The organism is Pseudonocardia sp. SID8383 (assembly GCF_009864975.1).
In the GTDB taxonomy this organism is placed as follows: Bacteria; Actinomycetota; Actinomycetes; order Mycobacteriales; family Pseudonocardiaceae; genus Pseudonocardia; species Pseudonocardia alni.
Genome location: NZ_WWFY01000760.1, coordinates 1 through 3705 on the forward strand (window position 1 = coordinate 1; position 3705 = coordinate 3705).

General features: G+C 75.6%; 3 protein-coding genes. 2 read left to right on the plus strand and 1 reads right to left on the minus strand.

What is annotated here, in order from left to right; translation table 11 throughout:
• The first annotated feature begins 235 nt into the window (after positions 1-235).
• Together GTW08_RS18415 and GTW08_RS18420 are read left to right on the plus strand one after the other, a co-directional pair.
• A complete protein-coding gene (locus tag GTW08_RS18415) occupies positions 236-1477 on the plus strand; it encodes a PspC domain-containing protein (protein ID WP_161152276.1) in 1242 nt (413 codons plus the stop codon).
• Complete coding sequence (locus GTW08_RS18420) at positions 1470-1676, plus strand: hypothetical protein (RefSeq protein ID WP_073576424.1); 207 nt, start codon at positions 1470-1472, stop codon at positions 1674-1676. Before GTW08_RS18415 ends, GTW08_RS18420 begins: the two co-directional genes overlap by 8 nt.
• Before the next feature lie 155 nt (positions 1677-1831).
• Here the strand turns inward: GTW08_RS18420 and guaA are convergent, their stop codons facing one another.
• The gene (guaA, locus tag GTW08_RS18425; protein ID WP_073576425.1) at positions 1832-3382 is read right to left on the minus strand and encodes a glutamine-hydrolyzing GMP synthase; all 1551 of its coding nucleotides are present in this window, start codon (positions 3380-3382) and stop codon (positions 1832-1834) included.
• Positions 3383-3705 lie beyond the last annotated feature (323 nt).

The window sequence follows — 3705 nt, forward strand, 5'->3', positions numbered from 1 at the left end:
GCCGGGCAGCGCGGCACCGGGCAGCGCGACACCGTGCGACGGGGCCGCCCACGGAGCGGCGGTGGGCCGCGTCGGCGCGTCCGCCGACCCCGGTGCGGTACCGGTCGAGGGGTCCGAGCTGTTCACGACCCCATCGTCACACGACCCGCGCCGGATCCCCTCCGGATCGGGACCGGGGTCGTCTCGGGGTTGTCCCCGAGACGCCGGGGCCCGCCCGGACGGCAGGCTCGACGCCATGAACCAGACGCAGCTGCCCGGGAGCGGCCGACCACCGTCGGCGACGGCGACGGCCCGGAACACCATGCGCGACATGTGGGACTCCCGGCCCCTGCGTCCGCGCGACGACCGCAAGCTCGCCGGGGTGTCCGCCGCGATCGCGCGCCGCTACGAGATCGACCCGACGTTGGTCCGGGTCGGGTTCGTCGTCGTCGCGATCGCTGGCCCCGGCATCCCGCTCTACCTGGCGGGCTGCGCGGTCCTGCCGGACGCCGGCCCGCCCGGCAGCCCGGTCCCGCCGCGCAGCGGACCGTCGTCGGCGCTGTCGGTGACGCTGCTGGTCCTGGCCGCGCTGCTGGCCGTCCCGCTGGTGCTGTCCGCCGACCGCGTCATCCCCGCCGTCGTCACCGTCGCGCTGCTCGTCGCGCTGCACGTGACCCGGGGGAACCGGCCCGGGGCCCGGGAGGCCGCCGCGTCGCCGACACCCGTGGTGCCGTGGGTCGCGGACCCGCACGCCCCCACCGTGGCGCAGGTGACGCCACCGGCCTGGGACCCGCTCGGCGCCGCACCGTTCGCCTGGGACCTGCCCGAACCGGGACCGGAGCCGGGTCCGCCCCCGGCGCCCCGCTCGACGCTCACACCGATCACGCTGGCCGTGTCGCTCGTCGTCGCCGGGATGGTGGGGGTGCTCGCCCTGGCCGCACCGGGTGCGGTGCCGGCCTCGGCCGTCCCCGGGGCCGCGCTCGCCGTCGTCGGGGCCGGGCTGGTCGTCGGCGCGCTGCGGCGCGCCGGACGCTGGCTGGTGCCGTTCGCGGTGCTGCTCGCGCTCGTCACGGCGGCCACCATCCCGCTCAACGACGCCGTCGGTCCCGACGGATGGGCCGTGCGCGGTGGCATCGGGGAGACCGTCGTGGCCCCCGCGACCGTCGCCGAGCTCGCCCCGGAGTACCGGCGCGGCACCGGCACGGTCCAGCTCGACCTGACCCGCCTCGACCTCGCCGCGACGCCCGGCGCGACCGGGCCCGTCCGCACCCGGGCCGAGGTCGGCGCGGGGGCGGTGGAGATCCGGGTCCCGCGGGACGCCGACCTGCTCGTCCGTGGCTCGGTGGGCACCGGCGACCTGACCGTCGACGGGCAGACCCGCACCGGGCAGGACGTGGACCTGACCGTGAACGACCCCGGCCCGGACGGACCCGGTGGCCGGGTGCTGGAGCTCGACCTGCGGGCCGAGCTGGGAACCGTGGAGGTCACCCGTGGATAGCTCGCTCGCCCGTCGCGCCGACCCGTTCGCCCTCGTCGCCGGGGTCCTGTCGCTGCTGGTGGCGGTCTGCGGGGTCCTCGGGATCGCCCCGTGGGAGGTCGTCGACCTGCGCTGGGTGCTCGCCGGGACCGCCGTTGTGGCGGGGATCGCATTCCTGATGGCGAGTGTGCGTAACTCCAGGGCCACATCGGACGACTGAAGGGTCATCACGGGAGCCGGCGGGCTGGGGAGCGCCGCCGGACCCGCCGCCGCCCGCGTGGCAGCGGTGTCCGACGGGGGTCGGACACCGCGAGGCCCGGGCTGGCCGGGGCGGGGCCGAGACATCGGCCCCGCCCCTGTTACGTCAGGCCCCGGTCACTCCCATTCGATGGTGCCCGGGGGCTTGCTCGTGACGTCGATGACGACCCGGTTGACCTCGGACACCTCATTGGTGATCCGGGTGGAGATCCGCTCGACGACGTCGTAGGGCAGCCGGGTCCAGTCCGCGGTCATCGCGTCCTCGCTGGACACCGGGCGCAGGACGATCGGGTGGCCGTAGGTGCGGCCGTCACCCTGCACACCGACGCTGCGGACGTCGGCCAGCAGCACCACCGGGCACTGCCAGATCTCGCGGTCCAGCCCGGCGGCGGTCAGCTCCTCGCGGGCGATCGCGTCCGCGGCCCGCAGCGTCTCCAGCCGGTCGCGGGTGACCTCGCCGATGATGCGGATGCCCAGGCCGGGGCCGGGGAACGGCTGGCGGGCGACGATGACCTCGGGCAGCCCCAGCTCGGCACCGACCATCCGGACCTCGTCCTTGAACAGCGCACGCAGCGGCTCGACCAGGTCGAACTCGATGTCGTCGGGCAGACCGCCGACGTTGTGGTGGCTCTTGATCACCGCGGTGCCGTCGCCGCCACCGGACTCGACGACGTCGGGGTAGAGCGTCCCCTGGACCAGGAACCCGACGTGGTGGTCGGCGACCACCTCCGCCGTGGCCGTCTCGAAGACCCGGATGAACTCCCGGCCGATGATCTTGCGCTTCTGCTCGGGCTCGGTGACCCCGGCGAGCGCCTCGAGGAACCGGTCGGCGGCCTCGGCGACGTGCAGGGTCGCGCCGGTGGCGGCGACGAAGTCCTTCTCGACCTGCTCGCGCTCCCCGGACCGCATCAGCCCGTGGTCGACGAACACGCAGGTCAGCCGGTCACCGATGGCGCGCTGGACGAGCGCGGCGGCGACGGCGGAGTCGACCCCGCCGGACAGCCCGCAGATCGCGCGGCCGTCGCCGACCTGGGCACGGATCGCCTCGACGGTCTCGTCGATGATCGACGCCGTCGTCCAGGACGGGCGGATGCCCGCGATGTCGTGCAGGAACCGGCGCAGCACCTCCTGGCCGTGCGGCGAGTGCCCGACCTCGGGGTGGTACTGCACGCCGGCCAGACGCCGGTCGGTGTCCTCGAACGCGGCGACCGCGACCCGGTCGGTCGACGCGGTGACGGTGAATCCCGCGGGGGCGGCGGTCACCGAGTCGCCGTGGCTCATCCACACCGGGTGCGTGCGGGGCAGGCCCTCGTGCAGCGTGCCGGGGGTACCGGTCAGCGCGACCTCGGTGCGGCCGTACTCGCGGGTGCCGTCGTGGGCGACCTCGCCGCCCAGCGCCCGGGCCATCGCCTGGAAGCCGTAACACATGCCGAACACCGGGATGCCGGCCTCGAACAGCGCCGGGTCGACCGCGGGGGCGCCGTCGGCGTACACGCTCGCGGGGCCGCCGGAGAGGATCACCGCGGCGGGCTCGCGGGCCACGATCTCGGCGACGGGCAGGGACGCGGGCACGATCTCGGAGTAGACGTCCGCCTCGCGCACGCGACGGGCGATGAGCTGCGCGTACTGGGCGCCGTAGTCCACGACGAGGACGGTCGGGGTCTGCACACGACCAGGGTAAACGGGCGATCCAGGTCACCCGTCGTCCGTACCGTCTCGTCGATCCTGATGATCCCGCCGGCCCCGGGCGGTACGGCGTAACGGCGAGGCCCGGTTGCTCCGATGGGGGGAGGACGGCACCGTACGACCTGGAGGCACCCCGATGGCCACCACCCCGACCGGCCACACCACCGGCACCGGCGACACCCCCGCCGACCCGGCCGTCGACGGCGCCACCACCACGACCGCCGCGCCGCTCGTCCCCGCCCAGCGCTCCGCGCCGGAGCAGGAGACCCGCCCGGCCGCCGGCGCGCTCGGGGTGGACGCGCTGG

What these genes read in the sequence shown, in the direction of transcription:
- GTW08_RS18415 (WP_161152276.1), top strand. Translation starts at nt 236, where the DNA reads ATGAACCAGACGCAGCTGCCCGGGAGCGGCCGACCACCGTCGGCGACG.